This is a genomic window from Salmonella sp. 741265050_HSA, from assembly GCF_046569445.1.
In the GTDB taxonomy this organism is placed as follows: domain Bacteria; phylum Pseudomonadota; class Gammaproteobacteria; order Enterobacterales; family Enterobacteriaceae; genus Salmonella; species Salmonella enterica.
The window spans coordinates 1,055,468-1,081,265 of sequence record NZ_JBKFSV010000001.1 but is presented as its reverse complement, the minus strand read 5'-3'; the positions used below and the strand labels follow the sequence as shown (position 1 = coordinate 1,081,265).

Genomic DNA, 25,798 nt, shown 5'->3' with positions numbered 1-25,798 from the left:
CGTTACGTCCGGGTGATCGAACAGGTAGTGAACTGCATCATCTCGCCCAAGGTGCGCGTCACCTGCTTAAGGGCATATTCCACGGCGGAAACGTCGCCGGTCAGCACCACGGCACCGGTAAAGCGGTCAAGAAAACCAATCTCCACCGCGCCGGATTTGGTGGCGATATCGCAGGCGATAATCGACGCTTCGCTCGGCGTGATGGTAAGGATGCCAATGGCGGACACTGCATCCGGCAGGCCCAGCTTCTTAAAGAGATCTTTCCCTGGATTAGCAATCAGGTGCGCGAGAGTGACCTGTTTCCCCGGCACGTATTCCTGAATCATGCGATCCGTTGTCGGTTGTCTTTCCATTATCCCTCCACCATCTGTCGCCACATGGCTTCATGCGGGCGCGGGATCACCGAGCGGTAAACCAGCAACCCTTTCTCGCCCGCGCTTTCGCTGGCAACCGTCACGGCGTTATTGACGTCAGAAACGTCGCCCGCCACCACCATGTAGCATTTACCGCCGATGCCGAAGGCCATATGCACCCGCACCAGGGTGACGTTTGAGCCTTTCACCGCCCGGTCTGCGGCGCTAATGCAGGCCGCCACGCTCCAGGTTTCGACGATACCTACCGCCTGGCGCTTATCGACGCTGTTCAGGCCGCTGATGGCCGGAAGTACGCTGGGATGAATATTTGCCAGCACCAGGCTGTCGACGAGCATCTCGCCGGCCTGCGACGTACCGGTTTCAATAGCCTGCTGGACAGCGCCGATATCGCCGCCCAGCATCAGTAAAAACTTACCTGGGCAGATGGTCTTACTGACCAGCAGATTAACGTTGGCGCTTTTCAGCATGGCATCACCAAGCTCCATGCCTTTGGCGATGCTGGTGAGTTCTAAAATTCCTATAGCCTGAGACATGGTTAACCTCTTACAACCGTGATGGCCTGTTCGCTGATGGCCGATACAATGCCGTCGATGCTGGCGTGAATGGGTGCGCCGAGCGCGCCAGGTGGGATATCGGCAACGCATTGCCCGCGCGTCACGCGTTCTCCCACCGCAACGTTCGCTACCGCGCTGGCACCAATATGCTGGCGCAGCTGCAAAGTGACTTTTTCTACTGACGGTTCGTCTTCCACCAGCGGTGCTTCCTGGTACCAGGGGCTTAGTCCCAGTTTGGCGATCAGCCGCTTCACCGGCACCAGACGATATTTCGCCATCTCGTCGGCCGGATTCAGCGGCCCTTCGTAGCGCTGGTTTTGCGCCCGCAGCTCGCGTTTTAACATGCGGTTGATGCGCATCGGCGAGATCCCCACCGGGCAGGCCACGCTTTCGCAAACGTTGCATTCCGAGCAGGTAAGGGCGCTCAGCAGCAGCTGCGGCGTGGCGGCCTGGTGAAAGTTCACTGCCCGCACCAGCAGATGCGGGGAGAGTTCGTGGCCGATCAGGTGTCGCGGGCAGAGATCGGTACACAGTCGGCACTGCTCGCAGACGGTGCGCGCGATGGAAAGCACCGTGCGCTCGTCCTGCATTCTCCGTTGGATAAGCGGATGGCTTTTGGGGAGCACCAGCAGGCCGCCGGTAGTTTTCGTCACCGGGTTATCAAGAGAGGTAATCAGGCCACCCATCATCGGGCCGCCGTTAATAAAACCAGGGTCGTCGACCGTTGCGCCGCCCGCCAGCGCCAGCACTTCATGCAGTGACATGCCGATAGGAACGGTAACGGTCAACGGTCTGGCGACCGCGCCATTCACGGTCAACGTGCGACGAGTGACCGGAAACTGCTGCTCGACCGCCCGGGCAATATTGAGTACCGTTTGCACGTTATTGACGACCACGCCGACGCTGGCAGGCAGCGCAGCCGGGGCGACCCGACGACCGGTTGCCATCCAGATAGTCAGCACCTCATCGCCCGCGGGATATACATCCGGCAGGATATGCAGGCGGATACCGTCTGGCAGCAGTGGAGTGAGGGCGTCGATGGCCCGGCGGTATTTTTCTTTCAGGGCTATCACCCCTTCGCGCGCGCCGGTTGCCGTCATCGCGTACTGCACGCCGCGAACAAGACGCGCGGCCTGCTGCCACATCAGTTGCTGGTCAACTTTGAGCATCGGTTCACACTCGGCGGCGTTCACCAGAAAAATCTCTACCTGCGCCTGTAGCTTAACGTGGGCGGGAAAACCTGCGCCGCCCGCACCGACAACGCCCGCTGCGCGAACGCGCTCACGAATTTCATCGGCGCTAAGGGACATTTCAACGGCGTTGACGGCGGTACTCATAGCAGTTCCTCCAGCAGTTCGCGAATTTCCTCGGCGTTGGCCGGGCGCGGGTTGGTGCGCAACGTGATGTCCGCCAGCGCGGCCTGCACCATCGCCGGAATGCGTGCGGAAAAGTCGGATCTTCCTTCTTTAAGCGCAACGGCCAGTGAGGGAAGGGCGCAGCGTTGCTTAAGCAGTTCGATTTGCTGAATCAGCGCATTGATTGCCGCAATGTCATTGGCTTCTGCCGGGCAAAAACCGCAGGCTTTGGCCAGCCGCGCATAGCGTTTGGCGGCGCGCGGGTCACCCGCGTTAAAGCGGATCACCGTCGTGAGCAGCAGCGCATTGGCCAGCCCGTGCGGCAGATGAAACTGTCCGCCAAGCTGGTGGGCTATCGCGTGGTTAAGCCCCAGCCCCGCCTGGCTGAAGGCCATCCCGGCGAGCGTTGAAGCGTTGTGCATTTTCCCGCGCGTCGCCACGCAGTCGCCTTTTTCCACCGCCGTGGGCAGATACTGGAACACCAGTTTGGCGGCCTTTTCCGCCAGCGCGTCGGTAAAGTCGCTGGCGTGCGGTGAAACCCACGCTTCCAGGGCGTGGGTCAGCACGTCCATGCCGGTGTTGGCGGTAATCTGCGGCGGTACGCTGACCACCAGCTCCGGGTCGAGGATCGCCATATCCGGATACAGCGCATTGTTGAACAGCGGATACTTGATGCCTTTATCCGGGTCGCTAATTACGCAGGCGCTGGTGACTTCCGAACCGGTGCCGCTGGTGGTCGGGATCGCCACGCAGGTTTCGATGTTGATCCCGCTTTGCTGGCTAAACCAGACAATCGCTTTCGCCGCGTCCATTGCCGAGCCGCCGCCAAAACCGATCACCACCTGCGGTTGCAGATCCTGCATTTGCGCAATGCCCTGAACCACTGTGTGGATGGTGGGGTCCGGCGTTATCTCGCTAAATACGCTGATGCGGTTATCTGCGGGCAGCGCGTTACGCAGGGTATCCAGCAGCGGCGAGCGAGCCAGAAAGCCATCGCAGATTATCCAGATGTGCTTATTGGTAAAGCGCTTGAGCACCGCCAGGCTGCCCTGACCGCTGTACAACCGCGTTTGTAGTGAGAAGGTATTCATCGCGACCTCGGTTAGCGAATAGAAAAGCCGTTGGTCAGTACGCAGCGCCGGGAGCGAGCAAAAGTACGCGCTGACGTGGTCCCTTCACCGGTTGGTGTGGCAATAGTAAAGGTGGTAAAGCCTTCGCCGCCGACGCCGATCCCGGCATAAGAGGGGCCGTTTTTGACGAATATCGAGGTTTGCAGGGTGCGGGCCGCGAGGTTCAGGCGCGACACGTTCTGCGAGTGCATAATGGCGGTATGATGTAGCCCCTCTTCAACCTTCAGGGCCAGCGCCAGCGCGCTATCGAAATCGCTGACTTTTACCACCGGCAGCATCGGCATCAGCTGTTCGCTGGTGACCCACGGATCGTCGGCGTTGACAACGGCAATCAGCAGACGCGGCGCTTTTGCCGGGACAGCGATCCCGGCGGCTTCCAGCATGGCCGATGGGCTCTTGCCGACCAGTTTTTTATTCGCCTGGCCTTCAGGCAGGCAGACGGCGCGGAGTTTGTCGGTATCGGCAGGGCTTAGCAGCAGCGCGCCGAAGGTTTGCATTTGCTGCACCAGACGCTCGGCGACGCTCTCCACTACGATCAGGCTCTTCTCGGCAATGCAGGGCAGGTTGTAATCGAATGACGCGCCGTTAATGATATCTTCCGCCGCTTTCACCAGGTCTGCCGTTTCATCGACGATGCAGGGCGGGTTACCCGCGCCCGCGCCAATCACCTTCTTACCGCTCTTCATGCCCATTGCCACAATGCCCGGACCACCGGTAATCGCCAGTACTGCGATGCGCGGGTGGGCCATCATCTGCTGGGTCGCTTCGAAGGTGGGCTCAGCCACGGTGACCACCAGGTTGCGGATGCCGCAGCAGCGGAAGGCAATCTCTTCAATCAGGCTGATGAGCTTGAGAGAGACCTTTTTCGCGCCCGGATGCGGGCTAAAGTAAATACTATTGCCCGCCGCCAACATGCTGATGCTGTTATTGATGATGGTTTCCGTCGGGTTGGTGCTTGGAGCGACCGAACCGATGACGCCAAACGGCGAGTATTCAAAGAGCACCATGCCGCCGTCACCGGTCAGCGCGGTGGTGGTGAGATCTTCTACGCCCGGCGTGTTGTCCAGCGCAGCCTTGTTTTTGAGGAATTTATCTTCTTTGTTGCCCATTCCCGTTTCATTGGCGCTCTCCTCTGCCAGAGCAGCCAGCAGCGGCGTCAGCTCCTGACGCATCGCGCTGATGATAGCGCTGCGGGTTTTCAGCGGACACTGCTGATAACGTAAGAACGCCTGATGCGCGGCGTCGATGGCCTCGCTCACGGACTGGAAAATCCCTTTGCCCTGAGGCTGGGCCGGTGTTTGCGCTGGCGTGGTTAATTGCTCGCTAAGAATGGTGCGAATCAGGGTTTCGAGTTCAGAAGTATTCATTGATGTGTTCCCACGTTAATAGCCGCGATGGCGGTCTGTGCTATGTCCATGTCCTGCTCAACGCTGCCGCCGCTGATGCCAAGACCCCCAATTAATATGCCGTCGCGCCATAGGGCGTAACCGCCGCCAAAGGTGACTACTTTTCCCTGTAAATGACTTTCCAGGCCATAAAGCGCCGCGCCCGGCTGAACGACATCGCTCAGCTCATGGGTCGCCGTTTTCATAGCAACAGCGGTCCATGCCTTTTTCGGCGCCAGTTCGCTGCTGACCAGCAGGGCGTCCGGCATCCGCCAGGTCACAGTTTCCGTGCCGTGCGCGTCAACGATGCTGACGACTACCGGAACCTGCAGTTGCTGCGCGCGTTCAACGGCGGCGCGGGTGAGCTGGTGCAGATCGTGGAATGAGAGGGCCACGGGCGTTGTCTCCTTGCTGCGGGTCGGCTGGCTGGCAGCCAGATAGCGCTTGCTAACTTCACGGATGATGTTGGCCTGGTGCGCATCGCTATCTTCCGCGCGGGCCAGGGCGTACAGGCAGTCCGATAAGCGGTTGATGTAGCGCATCAGCACCTGGCGTACGTTGACTTCAGTTGCCAGTTCAACCAGACGGCGTTCGGCGCGGCGCGCCAGCGTGCGGGCAAAATGTAAGCGGCTCGCGGCTTCGCAGCGTCCGGGTAAAATAAAGCTGTGCAGCGGTTCGACGCGGGCCATTGCCCGATCGATAGCGGCTTCCAGGGCCGAAATCTCTTCGCTGCTGATGTAGCGCTGTTTGGGCGACGGCTGCTCGCTGTCGCTGGCCAGCTCTGCGCTAAACCAAAAAAGTTGCTGCTGGATGGCCTCGAGTAAGGTGCGGTGATTTTCATCCGCAGCGGCGCAGGCGCACAGGCTCAGCGCGGCGTTCAGCTCATCCAGCGTGCCGTAGGCTTCAACCCGCGGGTGGGTTTTGCTCACCCGCTGGCCGGTAAACAGTGATGTGGTGCCAGCGTCACCTGTTCGGGTATAAATCGCCATAACCGCCCCTTAACGCGAAAGCGTATCTACAATGCCGACAACGGCGAGGTCGATGGCCTCATTTGGCCCGGAAAAAACGTGCCTGGCGCTGGAGCCGCCGCTGAGCAAAACCAGTTCGCCGACGCCCGCGCCGACGGAGTCCACGGCCACTTCATCGCCGGAGGTAGGCGAGGCGGGGAGTTCGCCATCGGCGCTGACCCGACGCACCAGCAGCAGCTTTTTCCCAATCAAAGAAGGTGATTTTTGCGTGGAGACAACCGCGCCCGTGACTCGTGCCAGATGCATGATTTACTCCTGCTTAATTAATTGAATATTCCGCGCATTGGCCGCGTCACGCGCCATGGCGGTCACGATGCATTTGCGGTGGACAACCACACGCCCCCGGCTTAGCAGCGCGACATCGCGATAGCTCAGCACCGAACCCGCATGCAGAACCAGCGGCAGTCCGTGCTCGTCGGTGAATACCAGCGGCAGACGAGCCAGTTTTTTTACCGGGATAACCGGCAGCAGCTGGCTGTGCAGGCTGAGCTGTACGCGGATGCCAAACGCCAGCGCGTCGTGAATTTTCCGGGCTGCGGCATCGTCGGTTTCCGCATCCGCAAGCTGACCGAGCAGCGGCAGGTCGACGAGCAGGATGCGCAGCGACGCGTGCTGACAGAACAGCGCTGGACAGTCGGCATCGCGAAGTTGCGTAACGCTCAGCGTCGCCGTGCTCTGGGCACGGCGCTGCAGCCGGGAGACAATCTCCTCGACAATGCGCTGCAGAGTTTCGCCGTTCATCGCGGGCCTACCAGCCGGGCAAAGGCCTGCGGGTTATCGGCACCAGCGGCGTTGGCTTCATCGGTATCAATGTGCATTTCGAGGCGCATGTCCGGTGAAACGCGAATCGCCACGTTGTTGAAAATCAGCCCGCGATCGTCGCCTTCAATCGCCACTGAAACCATATCGCCGTGGGAAACCCGCAGGATCAGCGCATCAAGCGGCGACATATGGATATGCCGCTGCGCGACGATAACCCCGGAAGGTAGCTCCAGTTCGCCAAAGGGGCTGACCAGGCGGATGCCCGGCGTCCCCTTCAGGTTGCCGGACATTCTCAGCGGCGCGGCAATCCCCAGCGTTCTCGCATCGGTACGCGAAATTTCCACCTGGCTTACCGAGCGCAGCGGGCCGAGCAGGCGCACATTTTTGAGCTGCCCTTTCGGTCCCACCAGAGTGACGGTTTGCTCCGCGGCGTATTGTCCCGGCTGCAGCAGCGCTTTTTTCTCGCTGATGGGATGGCCGGGAAACAGCCGCTCATAATCCTGTGCGGACAGGTGGATATGACGGTTTGAGACGCCCAGCGGGATAGGCCGCAGGCGCATCTCATCAAGAACTTTACTGACCGTTGATTGCAGAAGCTCTTTATCCATTACGCTTCACCTCGCTTACCGGGATGAATGCAAAGCGTGCGAGGTTCGCCCTTCTGGCGAGGACATTTTGGATCCAGACACAGGTTGCAACTGACCAGTTCTGATTCCTGCGGGGCCTCTTCTGCTGGCGCTTCAGAAACGACATCAGCTATCTCTGACTCTTCAGGCTCAGGTTCAATGACGGAGGGTGGGGGCGTCTCTGCGAGCAGGATCCCTTCTCCGGGCCTGGCGATAACCTTGTGGGCCACCAGGCCATTCCGCTGTTCGGCGAAATGCGCACCGGTGGTGATAGCCGCCTGAACGGAGGCCACATCACCGGTAATTTTAATCACCGTCCAGCCTGAACCATTGGTCTTTTCGAGGGCGAGCAGCGTGATAGAAGCGGATTTCGCCATGATATCGGCGCAGCTGATAGCCAGTGCCAGACCACAAACTTCAAGTAATCCCAGTGATTGCTTCACGCGGTGCTCCTTATTCGCCATCGATTAGGCTGATTTCGGTAAAATGGCCTCAACATCGCTGTGCGGACGCGGGATAACGTGGCAGGATTTCACTTCACCCACGACGCTTGCCGCCGCGCTGCCGGCATCTACGGCTGCTTTAACCGCGCCGACGTCGCCGCGAACCATGACGGTAACCAGGCCAGAACCAATTTTTTCGTAGCCCACCAGCTGTACGTTGGCGGATTTAACCATTGCATCGGCGGCTTCAATGGCGCCTACTAACCCTTTTGTTTCAACCAGTCCCAGTGCGTTATTCATACTGCAGTTCTCCTGTTGCTTAGCTATTCAGATCCCGGAAAGGGATCCCTTTGACCAGCCGTGCCGCGTTATTACCGGTATTACGATGGGCCTGACTGTCCTGATGATGCATCAGCGTAAAAAGCGGCGCCGATGCGGGTAAATTCTTGTAATGCACGACCAGCGAGTGTCGATCGCAGGCAATGCCGACCAGCAGCGGCGAGCTGCGCGCCGCCTGCCAGGCGCTGTCAACGACATCTCCAGCCGGGTGATGCTGAAGCAGGAAAGGGATGCCTTCCTCTTCGATACCCAGCAGCACTTCGTGCCAGAGGCTGGCGCAGTCGTTGATAACGGTAATGACGATGGCCGGGGCGCTGTGATTACTGTCCATATGCAAATTCCTTGTGCCAGGAGAGAATCAGGCCGGTGGCTACCGCGTTTCTTGGGCCTTCGCTACCGCGAATATTTCCTCGCCCGGCGACCAGGCGGTAGTGCGCCAGCGCATCGGTGACCAGTTGCGGAACTTCGAAATCCAGCGACGAGCCGCCGACCAGCACCACGAACGGAATATCGCGAATGTTGCCGGTTGGACTGACCTGGCGCAGCGCGCGCAGGGCGTTGGTGACAAAGACGCGTTCTTTAGCACTGCGGCGAATGGCGCGCACTTTTTCCAGCGCTAAGTCGCCGGGAAGCGGCACCAGTTCGTCCGGTTTCACCACGCAGACGCGGGCGAACACGGCGGGAGGCAGCGGCGTCGGGAAGAACTGGACGCTGCCGTCCTCGTGGCGTAAGTGGAACAGGCTTTCGACCTTAGCCAGCGGGTATTTTTTGATCTCTTCCGCCAGATAGCGGTCTTCCAGCCCCAGTTCGCGGGCAATAATCATCGTGACCATGTCGCCAGCCCCGGCGAGATGGGTGGCGATGATTTCGCCTTTAGGGTTAATGATGGAGGCATCGGTGGAGCCCGCGCCGAGGTCAAGGATCGCCAACGGTCGGGTGGTACCCGGCGTGGTCAGCGCGCCGAGAATGGCGGCTTCGGCCTCAGCGCCGCCGATCTGCACGTCGATATTGAGCTTCTGTTCGATTTCGCGGGCAATCATCGCCATTTGCAGACGGTCTGATTTCACCATCGAGGCGATGCCGACGGCCTGCTCCAGCGAGAACTCCCCGGCCAGACCGCCGGTGACGCTCACCGGAACCGAGGTGTCAACGGCCAGAAGATCCTGAATGAAAATCTCGCTGCTGGGCTTATTGGTTAGCTCGGCCATGGTCTGGCGCACGTGTTCCAGCATGCCGCCGATATTGGTCCCGGCCTCGCCGGTGACGTTGTCGAGTTTGCCGCAGCCGTCGACCGCTTTCATGATAGCTTCGGCACCGGCGGCAACATCCACGCGCACGGTACGACCCTGAGCCTGCAGCTCCAGGTTACCGGCGGGTATTGCGCGCGCTTTGACGTCGCCGGATGGCGTTTTAACCACCACGGCGGAACGGTTGCCAATCAGCGCGCGCGCCATCGGAACGATGTTTTTCGTCTCATCGGCGTTGAGATTAAATACGGTGGCGATGCCGTAAGGGTTAGAGAGGGTTTCGATAACCTTTCCCGACACGGCGACTTCAATCGCCGCCAGCATTCCCAGCGGAATGCGGTCGATGTACAGAACTTCGTCAACGATCGGCAGCGATTTTTCCAGCCGGTTGCTGACCAGTACGCCATCGTCGCGCTGCAAAATGACGCCGGTAATCTGGTATCCGGCGCGCATTGAGGCGTTGATAACATTGGCGATATCGGCAAAATCAAAGGCTGACGATACCACCAGAATATAGGACGAGTCCGCCGGGCGGGTTAACAGCTCCTCCGGCGTAATCGTGATACCCACACCAAGGCCTACTCCGCCCGGCGTTTTTGGGTTATGGCCGATCATTGTCGATTCGGTGATGATGGTTTCGGTAATGGTTTCCATCGCCACATCGCCAATCACCGGCGTGGCTTCGTTAATGCGGATGAGCGAAATATCGCTGACATTGATCCCCGCGCGCTTTGCGACGAGGGCGAGCGCTTCCTGAATGCCGAACACGTTACGCAACGTGCCTTTGATCCCGGTGGTTTCCGCCAGCGCGCTGTGGGTGATTGTCAGCGCGCCAGCCTCATTCAGAGTCGCCAGGGCGACTTCCGTCGATGAGTTGCCGATATCAATGCCAGCTATATATCGCATCACATACCCCTGTAATTAATCGTCGCCTTTGAGTTTTTTACGCTCAACGTACAGCCCTGCCGCTTCACGAACGAAAGCTGCGCAAATCTTTGCCTGATAACGGTTTTCGAGATCGTCGGCGATAGCGAGCAGCTCTTCTTTCGTTGAACGATACGGACGAAGGGCGTTGTAGATTTCAAGAATGCGATCGTCCGGTACCGCGGTCAGTTCGGCGGCGCGTTCGAAGTTCATCGCCAGCCGGTCGCGGCCCGCATCTTTGGCGATAGACGCCTGTAAGCGCAGGGTTTCCGGGGTAATACGCATATCCTGAGCGGTGACTTTATTGCTCAGCACGTTTTCCAGCGTAAAGTCGTCCAGCGTTTTATTGGTGGCGGTTTTCACCCATTCCGGGTGTTTGTTCGCCAGCGGGTAGTCGCTGACCTTTGCGCTGCGGGACGTGCCGCCTGCCGCAGGAGCCGCTGCTGGCGCATCGCCCTGCAGGCTGTTCATGCGGCTCAATACGTCCCGGACCATCGATTCAATTGCGTCGGTATTCATGGAGTTATCCTTTATCAAAGCGCCACGCGCAGTTCCTGCGGGTTTTTGCCCGTCACGACGTACTTGGTCTCTTTAATGTGCAAAATGGCCGACTTTGCCTGGTACTTCGGGCGTGCCATCTGGTCATTGAGCGTAGGGACCGGCTGCGGTGATTCGCGTTTCGCATAGCGGGCGGCGTTTTTACCAATCTGACGGTAGGTTTCCAGCGTCAGCAGCGGTGCCTGCGGGAACAGCTCCAGGTTGGAGAGCGGCGGTAGCCCCTGCTGGTGGATAACCGTAGTACCTTTCGACTGGATGCCGATGGAGATGCCGGATCCGCTCAGGCGGTTACCTTCAACGGCGACGAACGCCACGTCGGAAGATTTAAAGCAGCGAATCACGCGCGCCCTGATACCTTCTTCTTCAATACCGGCAATGACTTCGCGCAGGATGCTCTTATGCGGTAAGCCGACGATATTAACAGTCTGTGCCAGGCCAAATGCCGGGCCGACGGCGATAATGACTTCGTCCTGCTGAGTGCCCTGGCGCGCTTCGCCCACTTCGGTCAGAAAGCCGTCGCCCGCAGGCGCAGCGGTCTGTGGTGCTATGGATGCCGCAGGCGCATTAAACGAGACGGGTTTATCGCTGCCCTTCATATCGCGGAGCACGTCTTCAATTATCTGGCGCAGCAATTTTTCATTAATTTCCATTTCTCACCCCTTAATCAATCTCGTTGGGATCAAGAGCGCCAGGGATGTTTTTAATCTCTTCCCAGCGTTCTCCCTGCAGGCGATAACCTGTTGCCGGACCGGCATAGTCATTGACGTCATTAACCGCAGAGAGCACTTGTCCGTCGCCGACGATAATGGCGGAGGTGTGCAAATAGTCGCCGGTTAGCTTGGCTTTCTGGATGTTGAGCATGTCCTGGGCCACGTCGGTAAACCCGCCCTGCGCCAGCGCTTTAACGACTTCCAGACCGTTGCGGTTTTTATTGATGATTTCCTGGGCGAACTTGATGTCTTCGACGATGTTACGCTCCGGCATATCTTTCGAACCGTGGGCATAGGTCGCGGCTTCAACTTCTTCATCGGTAATCGGCGGTAGTCCCATTCCGGCAAACACGGCCTGCAGCGCGCGGGCGGCTTTGTTACGGATGGCGATAACGTCCTCTTCGCGAACCGGGCGCAGACCGCCGTCCACTTTCAGGTCACGCTGGATAACGTTGTAGTCGTCAAAGTCTTCCGCATCTTCGTTGGAACCGGCGAACATGTTGTCGTAGTTCGGCACCGCGGAATAACCGGAGGAGATAAAGTCGGTACCCGGCAGGAACTGCATCAGCAGGCGCGCGGTACGACGCATATCGGAGTGGGTGAAGGTCTGGTCGTTACTGGAGGCGCATTCCAGATCCAGCGAAGAGCAGATCAGGTTTTCCGCCAGCACGGCACGAATGCCTGACGGCACGGCAGACGGTACGCCGATGCAGCTTACGGAGCCGTTTTGCAGCCCCTGAACGCCAGCCGCTTTGGTGATATAGATGCAGCGCGCTTCCAGATACAGCATGGATTTGCCTTCGGCGTAGCCCATCTGCACTTCGGAGCCGGAGCCGGAGGTGAAGCGCATTTTCAGGCCGCGAGAGGCGTAGGAAGAGGCTAAGAAGCCTTTCGACCATGGCGTATCGTCACCGTCGGTGAAGACCGGCTCGGTGCCGTAAACGGAGATGGTTTCGGCGTAGCAGGTGTGGCCCAGCATGCCGAGCTTCAGCTCGGTGGCTTCTTCCAGGGAGCACTGCGTCAGTACGCCCGGACGACCTACCTGAGAACCGACCAACAGCGCGATGGCGTTGAACGGCGCGTAGCGCGCTACCGCAACCGTGGTTTCTTGTTCGTCAAACCCGCGCCATGCGCCTTCGGCGGCATCGGCGGCAATTTGCACCGGGTTGTCTTTAACGTTGGTGACGTGCGCCTGCTGAGATGGCGTGCGGCGGGCGCGCATTTTCTGCATCGCCATCATCATCTCAACCACGTTCATATGCGAAACCACTTCAACAATTTTCGCCGGGGTCATGGCGGTGGTCAGCGGAACGATTTCGCTGCGCTTGACGTTAGGATCGCACAGCATATTGGCAAGCTTGACCGAATCCATCGCCATCACTTCTTCGGCGCGGTTCAGGTTGATGCCGTAGCGGGCGATAAAGTGGTCGATCAGGTCGAATTCGCTAACCGGTTTTCCGTCCAGCTCGGTTACCGCGCCGTTAACGATTTTTATCGACGGTTTTGGGTCGTTCGGGCTTTCCATTGCGATAAAGCCTTCTTCGATCCACTCCTTAACAAAGCCGTCCTGATTCACAGGGCGTTTCGCCAGTGCTTCAAATCTTTTCGATCTCATGAATCAGCCTCGTGGGTATCAGATGTAGGACGGGCGATCGTTTTTCGGTTCAGAACCGAGGGTCGCAAGGACGGTTTTGCCGATTTCGCGGGCGGAGGTCACCGCCTGACGGACCGCGCCGGAGTCGCCGGAAATCACCAGAATGGCTTCGTTACTAAAGCTGGTGCCGTGCGCCGGAGAGCTGTACGCCACGACTTCAACGTTGGCTGACTTCAGGGCGGTATCGGCCATCAGTACGCCGACGGAAGCCGGAGCGCCGACGATGACGCCGCAGGCACGGCCAATCGGCGCGCCGAACGCTTTTTCCAGCGCGTAGCTGGCGCGAGCGGTGTACTGCAGCTCGATATGCCCGGCTTCGTTGCCGTAAACATCACCGAAGGTGCGGTCCAGCTCTTTCAGCGCGACTTCGATACCGCGCTTGACGTCGGATACATCGTTACCGCCTAAAATAATCAGCGAACCGTGGCCCGCTCCGCCTTTGGTATCGCGCGGCAGCTCAATGCTGACCACTTCGGTGTTGGTGGCTTTCACCGCTTCGTCCGCCGCCATAATGTGCGGGCCTGCGCCGGTGCGGGCGCCGAGAATGCCGATGGAACGATAGCGCTTCTCAAGCTTCATCGCGTCCAGCAGGGCGGTATCGACGTTGGCGATAACCAGGCCCAGGGTATCGCCAATGGCGGTCCCGACAAATTCCGTTAAACTGCAGCTTTTTTCTGCCATAGCCGTCTCTCGTATAGGTTGGGGTTGACCAGGGATGGCCTGTTGTTCCGGCGTTGCCACACGGGCAATCACCTGCGCCATGATCTGTTCCACCAGCTCATTGCTGCTCATTGGCTAATTCCCTTCGGTAAGATTTTTTCTACATCGGTGTGAGGGCGTGGGATGACGTGTACGGCTTTCACTTCACCCACGTTGCGTGCGGCTGCGGCACCTGCATCGGTGGCCGCTTTGACCGCGCCAACATCGCCGCGCACGATGACGGTTACCAGCCCGGAGCCAATCTTTTCATAGCCCACTAACATCACATTGGCTGACTTAACCATTGCATCAGCGGCCTCTATGGCTGCGGTTAAGCCTTTGGTTTCTACCATTCCCAGTGCTTCTTGTTGCATAAAGACCTCGCATGGAGTGTTCCGATAGTTGGGACTATAAGAAGATGCGAGGAAAAAGAATGGCTGACTTGCTATTGAGCATCAGAAAATAATGGGAAAGCAATATGACTAAATTGTCTTTTGCTTTTTTAACTTATTGATAAATTACATTTAATTTATTATTGTCTATATGATTATTTTGTTTTTATCATTTCATTTTTACATTTTTGTTAGTGACGAGAGTATTTTTATTTGATATGGCGAAAGACGCAAAATGTGATGCTTATTCGAAATTGATAAGTTGGCTTGTGCAATATTTTATTATTTCAACAGGCGTATTTTATAGCTCAAATTTCCCGTGTGATGGGCTGATAAAAATATCGGAAAAGCAAAATTTTGCTATCGCAACACGATTTTTCCGGAAGGCAGGCCCGCAGGTTGCCAACAATTTACAGGCGGCACTTTTTATAGTGAGGTTAGCTGTACTCTACCGCCAGCCGAAACTTGCGCTGGCCAGGACACGAACTTTGCTCAGAAGGTGTCACATGAATGATTCTCTAAAGGCGCAATGTGGTGCGGAATTTTTAGGCACCGGACTCTTTTTGTTTTTTGGTATCGGTTGTTTGAGCGCGCTCAAAGTCGCAGGCGCCAGCCTCGGATTATGGGAGATTTGCATTATTTGGGGGCTTGGGATTTCACTGGCCGTTTACCTTACGGCCGGCATCTCCGGCGGACATCTTAACCCTGCGGTGACGATTGCGCTGTGGCTGTTTGCCTGCTTTCCCAAACAGAAAGTATTGCCTTATATTATTGCCCAGTTTGCCGGCGCTTTTGGCGGCGCTCTGCTGGCGTATGTGCTTTATAGTAGCCTTTTTACTGAATTTGAGACTGCGCATCATATGGTGCGCGGTAGCGTCGAAAGTTTGCAATTAGCCAGCATTTTCAGTACCTATCCGGCCGCAGCGCTAAATGTATGGCAGGCTGCGTTGGTGGAAGTGGTCATTACGTCGATTCTGATGGGCATGATCATGGCATTGACGGATGATGGCAATGGCATTCCTAAAGGGCCGCTTGCGCCTTTGCTTATTGGGATATTGGTTGCCGTTATCGGCGCGTCTACTGGACCCCTTACCGGTTTTGCAATGAACCCGGCGCGTGATTTCGGTCCCAAACTGTTCACATGGTTAGCGGGGTGGGGGAACATGGCGATGAGCGGTGGGCGAGAGATCCCTTATTTTATCGTGCCGATTGTCGCGCCTGTTATCGGCGCCTGTGCCGGAGCAGCCATATATCGCTATTTTATTGGTAAGAATTTACCTTGTAACCGCTGTGAACTGTAAGAAAATGCGAACCAGATTCACAGCAATGATGTATCGTAAAAACAGGTGAGATAATTTCGTGATCTGCTTTCACGAACTGATCAAAACGTCTCCCAGCAATGGGAGACTTTTGATATTGTCATTGTACTTTTTATCAGGGCCAGGATAATGCTAATAAAAAGTGAATGTAAATAATGTGTTTTGTTTATAACAATAAATTAACTGAGGGGTTTTATCATGATTTCTGCGAGCGCTCTGAACTCAGAACTCATTAATAAAATCGCACAGGATTTTGCACAAGCCACCGGTCTGGCGGTTGTGGTTGTCAATATTCATGGTGATGAAATATCTGAGCTATTCAATTTCACGCCGTTTTGTCAGTTGATGCGGCAGCATCCCCAGCATAGTACACGTTGTCGTATGAGCGATCGCTGCGGGGGACTGGAGGCATCGAAGTCCGATCAACCCTGTATTTATCGTTGTCATGCCGGTCTAACGGATTTTTCTATTCCGCTGGTAATCGCAGGGCATTTAGTTGGCTTTGTTTTATGCGGGCAGGTTCGTTTAAGTAATGACGTGGAGCTGGTAAACATTCTTAATGTCGACGATCGCTGGCAGGCTGACCCTGAGCTCTTGAATGAATTTCGGAATGTGCCAGAGATGGACTATTCACGCGTTATCGCTTCCGCCGATCTTCTTAAACTGATTGTTGAGAATTGCCTGAAAAAACAGCTCAATTTCGTGGTTATCAAAGACAATCCGCAGCAATCGGAGGCAAATAAAACCACTCGTGGCCCCACTCCGCATGACAGTAAAATGAAAAAAGCGCTTCGCTATATTGATGCGCATTTGTCCGACGATCTTCGTCTTGAGGATGTCGCCTCACATGTCTATCTCAGCCCCTATTACTTCAGTAAGCTATTCAAGAAATATCAGGGAATCGGATTTAATGCGTGGGTAAACCGCCAGAGAATGGTTAGCGCCAGAGAATTGCTTTGCCATAGTGACTGGAGTATTGCCAGTATTGCGCGTAATTTAGGCTTTTCGCAAACCAGCTATTTTTGCAAAGTCTTCCGCCAGACCTATCAGGTTACGCCGCAGGCTTATCGCCAGCAGATAAATGAGAATTCTCATCCTCCATCGTTATAAATAGCAATATTTTGCTATTGCCGATTTTTGATAGTCTTTTGTATCTTAATCATTTCAGAAAGAAAATTTCTCTGGTGTAACAATAAATTGTCATAGCGCAACAAAATAATAAAATTTAGGGCATAAACTGCACCAGTTTTTATTTTTGTGATGAAGTACAGTGTCAGGAAAGATAAGTTTTATTACGCTTTGTCGATACGTTTTATCGTCAATATACCGGTAAGGATGAGTAGATTAACGTCAGATGAGCAACCGCTCAGGCTATTGCTCACAGAAATGTAAAACGTAGCACATTATTAATTGCCGTTATGGGTGTGCCGTACAGCCATAACGTAAACCAACAGGTTTGCCACATTTGTGGTAGGGAAGGGGGTGAAAATCCCCCGCAGCCCCCGCTGCTGTGATGCTGACGACCCCGTAAAGACCACTGATCGCAAGATTGGGAAGGACGGGCGAGGAGGACGCTAAGCCAGAAGACCTGCCTGTCGGTGATAACCAACAACTTCGGTGGGAAGTGGGTTGCGAAGACGCGTACAGTCGAAAGACTGAACATGCGCGTACCTGTATACCCCTACCACCCTGAACAGGATCAGGGTAATGGCGGCAAGGCATCACGCATTTATTCTTGCAGGCACAGGAAGCGGTTGCGGCAAAACCACGGTGACGCTTGGTTTGTTGAGGCTGCTGCAAAAACGCGCGCTGCGCGTACAGCCGTTTAAAGTTGGGCCAGATTACCTTGATACCGGCTGGCATACCGCTATCTGTGGCGTGGCGTCCCGTAATCTTGACAGTTTCATGCTTCCTCCTCCTGTTCTCAACGCCTTATTTTGCGAACAAATGCGGCAGGCGGATATCGTTGTCATTGAAGGGGTCATGGGGTTGTATGACGGCTATGGCGTCGACCCCAATTACTGCAGCACAGCTGCGATGGCCAAACAGCTTGGTTGCCCGGTCATCCTACTGGTGGACGGCAAGGCTGTTTCAACGTCGCTTGCGGCTACCGTTATGGGATTTCAGCACTTCGACCCGACCCTCAACCTCGCGGGTGTGATTGTGAATCGCGTCACTAGCGACGCCCACTATCAGCTCCTCAAAAATGCCATTGAACATTATTGCTCACTGCCGGTACTGGGGTATGTCCCTCATTGCGACGGCGTCGCATTACCTGAACGCCACCTGGGGTTGATTACCGCCAGAGAATCCCTCGTCAATCAGCAATCATGGCATGATTTTGCCGCCTCGCTGGAACAAACAGTGGATGTGGATGCGCTACTCTCGCTGAGCGTGTTATCAGCGCTTCCGGCGGGAATGTGGCCTGAGCGCCCCGATAACATAGCGGGGGCAGGGCTGACGCTTGCTCTGGCGGATGATGAGGCCTTTAACTTTTATTACCCCGATAACATCGATTTGCTGGAGCGTGCCGGCGTTAACATTGTGCGTTTTAGCCCACTGCATGACCGCGCATTGCCTGATTGCCAGATGATCTGGCTGGGCGGTGGATATCCTGAATTATACGCCGCAGAGCTGGCGGCAAATACGGCGATGTTAAAACATTTGCGGGCGGCGCATCAGCGCGGCGTGGCGATTTACGCGGAGTGTGGCGGTCTGATGTATTTGGGGAGCACTCTGGAGGATAGCGGTGGGGAAATTCATCAGATGGCGAATATTATCCCCGGTCACAGCAAAATGGGTAAGCGACTTACCCGCTTTGGCTACTGTGAGGCGCAGGCTATGCAGCCAACGCTATTGGCGGCGCCTGGCGAGATAGTGCGCGGCCATGAATTTCACTACTCAGATTTTATCCCCGAAACACCCGCCGTTATGGCCTGTCGTAAGGTTCGCGATGGCCGCGTGTTACAGGAATGGACTGGCGGCTGGCAGACAGGCAACACGTTTGCCAGCTATCTGCACGTCCATTTCGCCCAGCGTCCGGAAATGTTGCAGCACTGGCTGGCGGCGGCGAGGCGCGTATTATGACGATTCTTGCCTGGTGTATCGCCTGGGTGCTGGATTTTATCATCGGCGACCCTCAACACTGGCCCCATCCGGTACGCTGGATAGGTCGTTTAATCACGTTTGTGCAGCGTATTGTGCGTCGCTATTGTCCCGGCGATAAAGCGCTGCGGATTGGCGGCGGCGTAATGTGGGTTGTAGTTGTCGGGGCGACCTGGGGCGTGGCATGGGGCGTACTGGCGCTGGCGCAGCGGATTCACCCCTGGTTTGGCTGGATCGTTGAAGTCTGGATGATCTTTACCACGCTGGCCGGACGCTCTCTGGCCCGCGCCGCGCAGGAGGTTGAACGACCGTTGCGGGAGAACGACCTTGCGGAAAGCCGAATAAAACTCTCCTGGATCGTCGGGCGCGATACGTCGCAACTTCAGCCAGCGCAGATCAATCGCGCCGTGGTGGAAACGGTTGCAGAAAACACCGTTGACGGCATTATCGCGCCGCTCTTTTTCCTCTTTCTCGGCGGCGCGCCGCTGGCGATGGCCTACAAAGCCGTCAATACCCTGGATTCAATGGTGGGCTACAAACATGAAAAATACCGGGCGATTGGTATGGTCAGCGCCCGTATGGACGACGTCGCGAACTATCTTCCTGCCCGACTGAGCTGGCTGTTGCTGGGCATTGCGGCAGGACTGTGTCGCCTGAGTGGTTGGCGGGCGCTGCGTATTGGCTGGCGTGACCGTTATAACCACAGTAGCCCAAATTGCGCCTGGTCGGAAGCGTGTGTGGCCGGCGCCTTAGGTATCCAGCTCGGTGGCCCAAATAACTACTTTGGCGAGCGTGTGGACAAGCCCTGGATCGGCGACGCGCAGCGCGATATTTCCGTGGACGATATTTCCCGAACGATTCGATTGATGTGGGTCGCTTCAACCCTGGCGCAGGCGCTGTTTATTGCGGCGCGGTGCGGGTTATCTGGCGTGGCCTGAGGACGACAGTATGCATTATATCCAGCAGCCCCAAACCATTGAGGCCAATAGTTTCACCATTATTAGCGACATTATTCGCGAAACGCGTCCTGATTACCGTTTCGCCAGTCCGCTCCATGAGGCCATTATCAAGCGGGTTATTCATACCACCGCCGATTTCGACTGGCTGGACATTTTGTGGTTCTCTGCCGATGCGCTGGAGCAGCTTTGTGATGCGCTACGCCAACCGTGCATTATTTATACCGATACCACGATGGCGCTGTCCGGCATTAATAAAAGATTACTGGCGACGTTTGGCGGCGAGTGTCGCTGTTATATCAGCGATCCGCGCGTGGTGCGCGCCGCACAAACGCAGGGGATTACCCGTTCAATGGCCGCCGTCGATATCGCTATCGCCGAGGAGGAGAAAAATAAGCTCTTTGTTTTCGGTAATGCGCCGACGGCCCTGTTCCGTTTGCTTGAACATAACGTGACGGTGAGCGGCGTGGTGGGCGTACCGGTAGGCTTTGTCGGCGCGGCGGAGTCCAAAGAGGCGCTCACCCATAGCCATTTCCCCGCGGTTGCCGCGTTAGGGCGTAAAGGCGGCAGTAACGTGGCTGCCGCTATCGTCAATGCGCTGCTCTATCACCTCCGGGAGGCCTGATGAGCGAGCTTTCTTTTGACGCGCCGGTCTGGCGCCACGGTAAAGCGTTACGTAAAGGATATACCACCGGTTCCTGCGCGACGGCGGCGGCAAAAGTCGCCGCGCTGATGGTATTGCGTCAACATCTGATTCATCAGGTCTCCATCGTCACGCCGTCGGGCGTCACGCTATGCCTGAACGTGGAGTCGCCGCACATTGAAGGCCAGCAGGCGATAGCCGCAATTCGTAAAGATGGCGGCGATGATGTGGATGCCACGCACGGAATGCTGATTTTTGCCCGCGTTACGCTCAACGACAGCGGTGAGATTACGCTCACTGGCGGCGAAGGTATTGGTAGGGTAACGCGTAAAGGGGTTGGACTACCGCTCGGGAGCGCTGCCATCAATCGTACGCCGCGTCATACCATTGAATCTGCGGTGCGCGAAGCGATAGGCCCGGCGCGTGGGGCCGATGTGGAGATTTTTGCCCCGGAAGGCGAAGCGCGAGCGCAAAAAACGTATAACTCGCGGCTTGGCATTCTTGGCGGCATTTCCATTATTGGCACTACCGGCATTGTGACGCCGATGTCGGAAGAAAGCTGGAAACGCTCGCTATCGCTGGAACTGGAGATCAAACGGGCGTCAGGATTAACGCGGGTGATACTCGTGCCGGGCAACCACGGCGAACGGTTTGTTCGCGAACAAATGGGCGTCGACACACAGGCAGTCGTCACCATGAGCAATTTTGTCGGCTACATGATTGAAGAGGCGGTACGGCTGGGATTTTGCCAGATAGTGCTGGTGGGGCATCCTGGAAAATTGATCAAAATCGCCGCCGGGATCTTTCATACCCATAGCCATATTGCTGATGCGCGCATGGAAACGCTGGTCGCGCATTTAGCTTTACTGGGCGCGCCGCTGGAGTTACTCACCCTGGTCAGCGATTGCGATACCACCGAAGCGGCAATGGAGCACATTGAAGCATATGGCTTCGGGCATATCTATAACCATCTTGCCAGGCGTATTTGTTTGCGAGTCATGCAGATGCTGCGCTTTACCAAAACGCTGCCTGTCTGCGACGCCATCCTGTTTTCTTTTGATAACCATATTCTCGGCAGTAATCGTCCCGTCGACGAGATTGCTAAGGAGCTGCAATGCTAACGGTCGTGGGAATGGGGCCCGCCGGACAGCATTTGATGACGCCTGCGGCGCTGGAAGCGATAGACCATGCCGATGCGCTGGCAGGCGGTAAACGCCATTTGGCGCAGTTTCCGGCGTTTGGCGGCGAACGATTTACGCTGGGCGCGGATATTGGCGCGTTGTTGTCCTGGATTGCCGCCCGTTGGGATAAAGGGATCGTGGTGCTGGCCTCCGGCGATCCGCTGTTTTATGGCATCGGTACACGCCTGGTGGCGCATTTTGGTATCGAACAGGTTCGCATTATCCCTGGCATCAGCGCCGTACAGTATCTGTGCGCACAGGCTGGAATTGATATGAATGACATGTGGTTGACCAGTAGCCACGGTCGTTGCGTCAGCTTCGAGCAGCTGGCGAACCATCGCAAAGTGGCGATGGTCACGGATGCCCGCTGCGGGCCGCGGGAAATCGCGCGGGAGCTGGTCGCGCGCGGTAAAGGGCATCGCTTAATGGTGATTGGTGAAAATCTGGCGATGGAAAATGAGCGGATCCACTGGCTACCTGTCAGTGCGGTCAACGCCGACTATGAAATGAATGCAGTGGTGATCCTGGATGAAAGATGAGCTTTTTCTGCGCGGCGAGAACGTGCCAATGACCAAAGAGGCGGTACGGGCGCTGGCACTGTCGAAACTTGAGCTCCACCGCGCCAGTCACCTGATTGACGTCGGGGCGGGAACGGGAAGCGTCTCAATTGAAGCGGCGCTGCAATTTCCTTCGTTGCAGGTGACGGCTATTGAGTGTAATCCTGCCGCGCTACGGTTGCTTGATGAGAATCGTCAGCGCTTTGCCTGCGGCAATATCGATATTCTCCCCGGCGAAGCGCCAATGACCATAACCGGGAAAGCCGATGCGGTGTTTATGGGCGGCAGCGGCGGGCATCTGACGGCGCTGATTGACTGGGCGATGAGCCATCTGCATCCCGGTGGCCGTCTGGTGATGACCTTTATCTTGCAGGAAAACCTCCATAGCGCGCTGGCGCATCTTGCGCGCATCGGCGCATGCCGAATGGACTGTGTACAGCTTCAGCTTTCATCGTTAACGCCGCTGGGGGCGGGGCACTATTTCAAACCGAACAACCCTGTTTTTGTTATCGCCTGTCAGAAGGAAGAAAACCATGTCAGAGACATTTGATCCACGCTGTGTATGGTTCGTCGGCGCCGGGCCGGGCGATCGCGAGCTGATCACGCTTAAAGGCTACCGCCTGCTGCAACAGGCGCAGGTAGTTATCTATGCCGGTTCGCTGATCAATACCGAACTGCTGGATTACTGCCCCGCGCAGGCAGAACGCTACGACAGCGCCGAACTGCATCTTGAGCAGATTATCGAGCTGATGGCTGCGGGCGTGAAAGCGGGAAAAACGGTGGTGCGGTTGCAAACGGGCGATGTCTCGCTGTATGGCTCCGTACGTGAGCAAGGCGAAGAGTTAACTCGCCGTGGTATCGACTGGCAGGTAGTGCCTGGCGTCAGCGCGTTTCTCGGTGCTGCGGCGGAGCTGGGTGTGGAATATACCGTACCGGAGGTATCGCAGAGTCTCATTATTACCCGTCTGGAAGGGCGTACGCCAGTACCGGCGCGCGAACAACTGGAGGCTTTCGCCAGTCACCAGACGTCGATGGCGATTTATCTTTCCGTTCAGCGTATTCATCGGGTGTCGGAACGTCTCATTGCCGGCGGTTATCCGGCAACTACGCCTGTCGCGGTCATCTATAAGGCTACCTGGCCGGAAAGTCAGACCGTTCGCGGCACGTTAGCGGATATTAGCGACAAAGTACGTGATGCTGGCATCCGTAAGACGGCGCTAATCCTGGTCGGGAATTTTCTGGGTAAGGAGTATCACTACTCAAGACTTTATGCAGCGGACTTTAGCCATGAATACCGTAAAGCCTGAATCCATTGCGTTGTTTTGCCTGACGCCCGGCGGCGTGGCGCTGGCAAAGAGACTCGCCGCGATGCTGCCGTTAACCTGCTTTACCAGTGAAAAACTGCGGGAAGAGGGATTTATTCCCTTCGATGGCGGATTCGCTAATACCGCCCGGCAGGCTTTTACCACTTATACCGCGCTTATTTTTATCGGCGCGACCGGCATTGCCGTTCGTGTCCTGGCGCCGTTAGTGAACGACAAGTTCAGCGATCCGGCGGTGGTCGTCATTGATGAACGTGGTCAGCATGTCATTAGCCTGCTTTCCGGTCATGCGGGCGGGGCCAATGCCTTGACGCGCTACCTGGCAGGAATGTTAGGCGCCGATCCGGTGATTACCACGGCAACGGATGTCAATGAGATGTCCGCGTTGGACACCTTAGCTTTCCAGCTTAACGCCCGCATGTCCGATCTTCGAACGGCGGTAAAAACCGTTAACCAGATGTTGGTCAGTCATCAACGTGTGGGGTTATGGTGGGATGCCGAACTAACGGAAGAGATCGGCCAGTGCGATATTCGCGGTTTTATCCCTGTTGATGATTTGCAGCGGTTGCCTGAACTGGATGCGCTTATCTGCGTCTCTTTGCGTAATGACCTCCCTGAGCTTCCCGTACCGCACTGGAAACTGGTGCCCCAGCGTGTGGTGGCGGGAATTGGCTGTCGCCGCGATACGCCATTTCCCCTGTTAGCGACATTACTGGCGCGTCAGCTTGAAGCGCAGAAACTCGATCCGCTGGCGTTAAAAGCGATTGGCAGCGTCACGCTCAAAAAAGGGGAGCCGGGGCTTATTCAGCTCGCCTCCTGCTGCCGCGTGCCTTTTAAAACCTTTACCGCCGAAGCGTTGCGCGAATTCGAACACCATTTTCCTGGTTCTGGCTTCGTCAGAAAAACGGTGGGCGTTGGCAGCGTATCCGGCCCAGCTGCGTGGTTATTAAGCCAGGGACAATTGTTAGGCGAGACCCTGCGAGAACAGGGCGTCACTATTACTTTAGGAGTTGCACACTGATGTTGAGCGTAATTGGTATTGGCCCCGGTTCGCAGGCAATGATGACGATGGAGGCGATTGAGGCGTTACAGGCGGCGGAAATCGTCGTGGGCTACAAAACCTATACCCATCTGGTTAAAGCATTCACCGGCGACAAACAGGTGATCAAGACCGGCATGTGTAAGGAAATTGAACGCTGCCAGGCGGCTATTGAACTGGCGCAGGCTGGGCATAACGTAGCGCTCATCAGCAGCGGGGATGCGGGAATTTACGGCATGGCGGGGCTGGTGCTGGAACTGGTCGGCAAGCAGAAGCTGGATGTAGAGGTTCGCCTTATTCCGGGGATGACCGCCAGTATCGCAGCCGCCTCGCTGCTGGGTGCGCCGCTGATGCACGACTTCTGTCATATCAGCCTCAGCGACCTGCTGACGCCGTGGCCGGTGATTGAAAAACGCATTGTTGCCGCAGGCGAAGCCGACTTCGTTATCTGTTTTTACAACCCGCGCAGCCGCGGCCGCGAAGGGCATCTGGCGCGCGCGTGTGACCTGCTTGCCGCCAGTAAAAGCGCGCAAACGCCGGTTGGCGTGGTGAAATCCGCCGGACGTAAGAAAGAGGAAAAATGGCTGACTACGCTCGGCGATATGGATTTTGAACCGGTAGATATGACCAGTCTGGTCATCGTCGGTAATAAAACGACCTATGTTCAGGATGGGCTGATGATAACGCCGCGAGGTTACACGCTGTGAATGAGGGGGATGTGCTGGTGGTGGGCGGCACCAGCGATGCGCGCGCGTTATGCCGACAACTGGATGCGGCGAACGTCGCGTACACCTTATCCGTGGCGACGCCAGCCGGAAAAGCGCTGGCTGGCGACATTAAAGGACAGGTGCGCTGTGGTCGTCTGGAGTACGGGCAGATGGTCGCCTGGCTAAAAGAAAACCGTACTCGCTGGGTAATAGATGCATCGCATCCTTATGCAGAAATGGTCAGCCATAACCTCCTTCGCGCCTGTGAAACGGCAGGCGTGTTGTTAAGTCGTTATCAGCGTCCGGAGCAGCTTAGCAATCTGACGCATCCGCTTCTCTATACGGCGCGCAGTATTGCCGATGCCTGCGAGATAGCGAGGCGTTTTGGTCCGCGCGTGTTACTGACGACCGGCAGTAAAGATCTGGCCGTCTGGCGTGCCGGGCTGGCGGAAAAAACGTTGCTGGCGCGCGTACTGCCCGTGGCGGAGGTGATTCAACGCTGCAGCGAACTGGGGTTCGGCGTTGGAGAAATTTTCGCACTGTGTGGGCCGTTCAGCGCTGATTTTAACGCCGCGTTTTACCACCAGTGCCGGGCCGACGTAGTCATTACCAAAGCGTCCGGCGCGGAGGGGGGATATCAGGAAAAAGTTCAGCCCTGTCTGGATGCGGGCATTCCCTGCATCGTTATTGCGCGCCCGACGCCGCTTGTGACGGGTGATGAGTTACTGGAAAGCCAGGCCGCCTTTGCGCAGCGTTTATCGCGCTGGCTGGCCGCAGCTAAGGAGTAAA

Annotated in this window: 30 protein-coding genes and 1 riboswitch; of the genes, 12 read left to right on the top strand and 18 right to left on the bottom strand. The window is 56.6% G+C overall.

Features of this window, described 5'->3' with window-relative positions:
- Positions 1 to 2 precede the first annotated feature (2 nt).
- Genes pduU through pduA form a run of 18 tightly spaced genes read right to left on the bottom strand, consistent with a single transcriptional unit; the run spans position 3 to position 14,162 of the window.
- The gene (gene pduU, locus ACLD4F_RS05575) at positions 3 to 353 is read right to left on the bottom strand and encodes a propanediol utilization microcompartment protein PduU (RefSeq protein WP_000441100.1); all 351 of its coding nucleotides are present in this window, start codon (positions 351 to 353) and stop codon (positions 3 to 5) included.
- Positions 353 to 907 (bottom strand): propanediol utilization microcompartment protein PduT, encoded by a 555-nt coding sequence (gene pduT, locus ACLD4F_RS05570; protein ID WP_000075778.1) that lies wholly within the window; start codon positions 905 to 907, stop codon positions 353 to 355. Before pduT ends, pduU begins: the two co-directional genes overlap by 1 nt.
- 2 nt (positions 908 to 909) lie before the next feature.
- Complete coding sequence (gene pduS / locus ACLD4F_RS05565) at positions 910 to 2,265, bottom strand: cobalamin reductase PduS (protein WP_079944193.1); 1,356 nt, start codon at positions 2,263 to 2,265, stop codon at positions 910 to 912.
- Complete coding sequence (gene pduQ, locus ACLD4F_RS05560) at positions 2,262 to 3,374, bottom strand: 1-propanol dehydrogenase PduQ (RefSeq protein ID WP_079944192.1); 1,113 nt, start codon at positions 3,372 to 3,374, stop codon at positions 2,262 to 2,264. The genes pduS and pduQ overlap by 4 nt, the downstream gene beginning before the upstream one ends.
- An 11-nt stretch (positions 3,375 to 3,385) precedes the next feature.
- Positions 3,386 to 4,780, bottom strand: coding sequence for a CoA-acylating propionaldehyde dehydrogenase PduP (pduP, locus tag ACLD4F_RS05555; RefSeq protein ID WP_001634441.1), 1,395 nt, complete (start codon positions 4,778 to 4,780; stop codon positions 3,386 to 3,388).
- Positions 4,777 to 5,787, bottom strand: coding sequence for a two-domain cob(I)yrinic acid a,c-diamide adenosyltransferase PduO (gene pduO / locus ACLD4F_RS05550; protein WP_001029486.1), 1,011 nt, complete (start codon positions 5,785 to 5,787; stop codon positions 4,777 to 4,779). Before pduO ends, pduP begins: the two co-directional genes overlap by 4 nt.
- A 9-nt stretch (positions 5,788 to 5,796) precedes the next feature.
- Positions 5,797 to 6,072, bottom strand: a complete 276-nt coding sequence (gene pduN, locus ACLD4F_RS05545) for a propanediol utilization microcompartment protein PduN (RefSeq protein WP_000549825.1) — start codon at positions 6,070 to 6,072, stop codon at positions 5,797 to 5,799.
- A 3-nt stretch (positions 6,073 to 6,075) separates the two neighbouring features.
- Complete coding sequence (gene pduM, locus ACLD4F_RS05540; RefSeq protein ID WP_001012966.1) at positions 6,076 to 6,567, bottom strand: propanediol utilization microcompartment protein PduM; 492 nt, start codon at positions 6,565 to 6,567, stop codon at positions 6,076 to 6,078.
- Positions 6,564 to 7,196 (bottom strand): phosphate propanoyltransferase, encoded by a 633-nt coding sequence (locus ACLD4F_RS05535; protein WP_097363187.1) that lies wholly within the window; start codon positions 7,194 to 7,196, stop codon positions 6,564 to 6,566. The genes pduM and ACLD4F_RS05535 overlap by 4 nt, the downstream gene beginning before the upstream one ends.
- A complete protein-coding gene (pduK, locus tag ACLD4F_RS05530; protein WP_411010709.1) occupies positions 7,196 to 7,678 on the bottom strand; it encodes a propanediol utilization microcompartment protein PduK in 483 nt (160 codons plus the stop codon). Before pduK ends, ACLD4F_RS05535 begins: the two co-directional genes overlap by 1 nt.
- A gap of 3 nt (positions 7,679 to 7,681) precedes the next feature.
- Positions 7,682 to 7,957 carry a propanediol utilization microcompartment protein PduJ gene (gene pduJ / locus ACLD4F_RS05525; protein WP_001057755.1) on the bottom strand — a complete coding sequence of 92 codons (276 nt, stop codon included), beginning with the start codon at positions 7,955 to 7,957 and terminating at the stop codon, positions 7,682 to 7,684.
- Between the two features lie 19 nt (positions 7,958 to 7,976).
- Positions 7,977 to 8,327 (bottom strand): propanediol dehydratase reactivase beta subunit PduH, encoded by a 351-nt coding sequence (gene pduH, locus ACLD4F_RS05520; RefSeq protein ID WP_000377967.1) that lies wholly within the window; start codon positions 8,325 to 8,327, stop codon positions 7,977 to 7,979.
- Positions 8,317 to 10,149 (bottom strand): propanediol dehydratase reactivase alpha subunit PduG, encoded by a 1,833-nt coding sequence (gene pduG, locus ACLD4F_RS05515; protein ID WP_411010708.1) that lies wholly within the window; start codon positions 10,147 to 10,149, stop codon positions 8,317 to 8,319. The genes pduH and pduG overlap by 11 nt, the downstream gene beginning before the upstream one ends.
- A 15-nt stretch (positions 10,150 to 10,164) precedes the next feature.
- Positions 10,165 to 10,686: a propanediol dehydratase small subunit PduE gene (pduE, locus tag ACLD4F_RS05510; protein ID WP_001090597.1), complete on the bottom strand. Its 522-nt coding sequence runs from the start codon at positions 10,684 to 10,686 to the stop codon at positions 10,165 to 10,167.
- Between the two features lie 14 nt (positions 10,687 to 10,700).
- Positions 10,701 to 11,375 (bottom strand): propanediol dehydratase medium subunit PduD, encoded by a 675-nt coding sequence (gene pduD / locus ACLD4F_RS05505; protein WP_000405047.1) that lies wholly within the window; start codon positions 11,373 to 11,375, stop codon positions 10,701 to 10,703.
- 10 nt (positions 11,376 to 11,385) lie between these two features.
- Positions 11,386 to 13,050: a propanediol dehydratase large subunit PduC gene (gene pduC, locus ACLD4F_RS05500; RefSeq protein ID WP_001256896.1), complete on the bottom strand. Its 1,665-nt coding sequence runs from the start codon at positions 13,048 to 13,050 to the stop codon at positions 11,386 to 11,388.
- An 18-nt stretch (positions 13,051 to 13,068) separates the two neighbouring features.
- The gene (gene pduB, locus ACLD4F_RS05495) at positions 13,069 to 13,881 is read right to left on the bottom strand and encodes a propanediol utilization microcompartment protein PduB (RefSeq protein ID WP_000097500.1); all 813 of its coding nucleotides are present in this window, start codon (positions 13,879 to 13,881) and stop codon (positions 13,069 to 13,071) included.
- The gene (gene pduA / locus ACLD4F_RS05490; protein WP_001183618.1) at positions 13,878 to 14,162 is read right to left on the bottom strand and encodes a propanediol utilization microcompartment protein PduA; all 285 of its coding nucleotides are present in this window, start codon (positions 14,160 to 14,162) and stop codon (positions 13,878 to 13,880) included. The genes pduB and pduA overlap by 4 nt, the downstream gene beginning before the upstream one ends.
- A gap of 524 nt (positions 14,163 to 14,686) precedes the next feature.
- Between pduA and pduF the strand changes: the two genes are divergently transcribed.
- The 12 genes from pduF (at position 14,687) to ACLD4F_RS05430 (ending at position 25,797) form a co-directional block, all read left to right on the top strand.
- On the top strand, positions 14,687 to 15,481 hold the full coding sequence (pduF, locus tag ACLD4F_RS05485) for a propanediol diffusion facilitator PduF (RefSeq protein ID WP_001000023.1): 795 nt from the start codon (positions 14,687 to 14,689) through the stop codon (positions 15,479 to 15,481).
- Positions 15,482 to 15,697: 216 nt separating this feature from the next.
- A complete protein-coding gene (gene pocR, locus ACLD4F_RS05480) occupies positions 15,698 to 16,609 on the top strand; it encodes a transcriptional regulator PocR (protein WP_000622326.1) in 912 nt (303 codons plus the stop codon).
- 325 nt (positions 16,610 to 16,934) lie between these two features.
- Positions 16,935 to 17,110: riboswitch (cobalamin riboswitch) on the top strand.
- 96 nt (positions 17,111 to 17,206) lie between these two features.
- Complete coding sequence (locus ACLD4F_RS05475) at positions 17,207 to 18,586, top strand: cobyrinate a,c-diamide synthase (RefSeq protein WP_411010707.1); 1,380 nt, start codon at positions 17,207 to 17,209, stop codon at positions 18,584 to 18,586.
- Complete coding sequence (cbiB, locus tag ACLD4F_RS05470) at positions 18,583 to 19,542, top strand: adenosylcobinamide-phosphate synthase CbiB (RefSeq protein WP_411010706.1); 960 nt, start codon at positions 18,583 to 18,585, stop codon at positions 19,540 to 19,542. The genes ACLD4F_RS05475 and cbiB overlap by 4 nt, the downstream gene beginning before the upstream one ends.
- Before the next feature lie 10 nt (positions 19,543 to 19,552).
- A complete protein-coding gene (locus ACLD4F_RS05465) occupies positions 19,553 to 20,185 on the top strand; it encodes a cobalt-precorrin-8 methylmutase (protein WP_023226673.1) in 633 nt (210 codons plus the stop codon).
- Complete coding sequence (cbiD, locus tag ACLD4F_RS05460) at positions 20,185 to 21,324, top strand: cobalt-precorrin-5B (C(1))-methyltransferase CbiD (RefSeq protein WP_411010705.1); 1,140 nt, start codon at positions 20,185 to 20,187, stop codon at positions 21,322 to 21,324. The genes ACLD4F_RS05465 and cbiD overlap by 1 nt, the downstream gene beginning before the upstream one ends.
- A complete protein-coding gene (locus tag ACLD4F_RS05455) occupies positions 21,318 to 21,923 on the top strand; it encodes a cobalt-precorrin-7 (C(5))-methyltransferase (protein WP_023214126.1) in 606 nt (201 codons plus the stop codon). Before cbiD ends, ACLD4F_RS05455 begins: the two co-directional genes overlap by 7 nt.
- The gene (locus tag ACLD4F_RS05450) at positions 21,913 to 22,491 is read left to right on the top strand and encodes a decarboxylating cobalt-precorrin-6B (C(15))-methyltransferase (protein WP_080250735.1); all 579 of its coding nucleotides are present in this window, start codon (positions 21,913 to 21,915) and stop codon (positions 22,489 to 22,491) included. Before ACLD4F_RS05455 ends, ACLD4F_RS05450 begins: the two co-directional genes overlap by 11 nt.
- Entirely contained in the window at positions 22,475 to 23,248 is a 774-nt protein-coding gene (locus tag ACLD4F_RS05445; protein WP_023219321.1) for a cobalt-precorrin-4 methyltransferase, read from the top strand. Before ACLD4F_RS05450 ends, ACLD4F_RS05445 begins: the two co-directional genes overlap by 17 nt.
- A complete protein-coding gene (cbiG, locus tag ACLD4F_RS05440) occupies positions 23,229 to 24,284 on the top strand; it encodes a cobalt-precorrin 5A hydrolase (RefSeq protein ID WP_001098914.1) in 1,056 nt (351 codons plus the stop codon). The genes ACLD4F_RS05445 and cbiG overlap by 20 nt, the downstream gene beginning before the upstream one ends.
- Positions 24,284 to 25,009, top strand: a complete 726-nt coding sequence (locus ACLD4F_RS05435; protein ID WP_058331795.1) for a precorrin-3B C(17)-methyltransferase — start codon at positions 24,284 to 24,286, stop codon at positions 25,007 to 25,009. Before cbiG ends, ACLD4F_RS05435 begins: the two co-directional genes overlap by 1 nt.
- Positions 25,006 to 25,797, top strand: coding sequence for a cobalt-precorrin-6A reductase (locus tag ACLD4F_RS05430; protein WP_001001975.1), 792 nt, complete (start codon positions 25,006 to 25,008; stop codon positions 25,795 to 25,797). Before ACLD4F_RS05435 ends, ACLD4F_RS05430 begins: the two co-directional genes overlap by 4 nt.
- The last annotated feature ends 1 nt before the right edge of the window (position 25,798 follow it).